The organism is Anaerophaga thermohalophila DSM 12881 (assembly GCF_000191885.1).
GTDB lineage: Bacteria > Bacteroidota > Bacteroidia > Bacteroidales > Marinilabiliaceae > Anaerophaga > Anaerophaga thermohalophila.
In genome coordinates, this window is record NZ_AEWI01000134.1 from 1 (window position 1) to 1,178 (window position 1,178).

The 1,178-nt window shown below is 47.1% G+C and carries 1 protein-coding gene; it reads left to right on the forward strand.

Features of this window, described 5'->3' with window-relative positions:
• The coding region (gene tnpC / locus ATH1_RS0116620) for an IS66 family transposase (RefSeq protein ID WP_010424442.1) at positions 1–1,178 on the forward strand (1,178 nt) is incomplete at both ends.

The window sequence follows — 1,178 nt, forward strand, 5'->3', positions numbered from 1 at the left end:
GCTAATCGAGTATGAGCGACGCAAGCCTGCTAAAAACAAGAAGAAGGCAGTTCGTCAGCCGCTTCCCGACCATCTCAGGAGAGAAGTAGAAGTAATAGAGCCGGAAGGCAAACAGGACAACTGGGTGCGCATTGGCGTAGAAGTGACAGAGATTCTTGAATACAAGCCCGGAGAGACTTATGTTCGCCGGATAGAACGCCCCAGGTATGCCGTAAAGTCAATGGAAGCAACAAAGAATGGCGATAATAATCAGAACGAAGAAGAAACAGCAGCTATCCGTATTGCTTCCATGCCACTTTTGCCTTTGCCCCGTAGCAATGCCGGTCCTTCTTTGCTGGCCGAGCTTATGATGAACAAATATTTCTACCATCTTCCTTTTCATCGGCAAATTTCCATGTTAAAAATGGCGGGGATCAGATTACCTGCATCCACTGTTAATGGCTGGTTTCAGGGAGGTAGCGATTTACTTCGCGCGCTTTATTTTCGGTTAAAAGATATTGTTCTGTCATCCAATTACATACAGGTTGATGAAAGCACTGTGCCGGTTATCAATAACCAGCTGCATAAAGCCCAAAAGGCTTACCTGTGGATGGTTCGCTCTGTGATGGACAATCTGGTTTTCTTCCACTACGATAAAGGTTCCCGGGCCAGAAAAGTAGTCGTTGAATTGTTAAAGGATTACCAAGGCGCCGTTCAAACGGATGGATATGAGGCTTACTCAATTTATGAGCACAAGAAGGGTGTTTTACTTCTGGGCTGCTGGGCCCATGTGCGCAGAAAATTCTCGGAAAGTTTAAAAGAAGACCAGGCGGGGGCGGAATATGCATTGGCGCAAATTGCCAAACTCTATCAGGTTGAATCGATGGCCACCGATCAGGATATGGATTATGAGCAAAGGGCAGAACTTCGAAAGCGGTTGGCCTATCCAATCATGCGTGCATTTGAGAAATGGACTGAAGGCTATTATCCTAAAGCGTTGCCGGGCGGAAGGATGAGCCAGGCCCTGGCTTATACCTACCATCTTTTCTTGCGTCTGTCGCGCTATCATCTTGATGGCCGTTATCTGCCAGATAACAACCTGGCAGAAAATGCCATCAGGCCATTGGCCGTCGGAAGAAAGGGATATTTGTTTTGTGGCAACCATGACGCCGCAGAAAATGCTGCCATCATGTATTCAC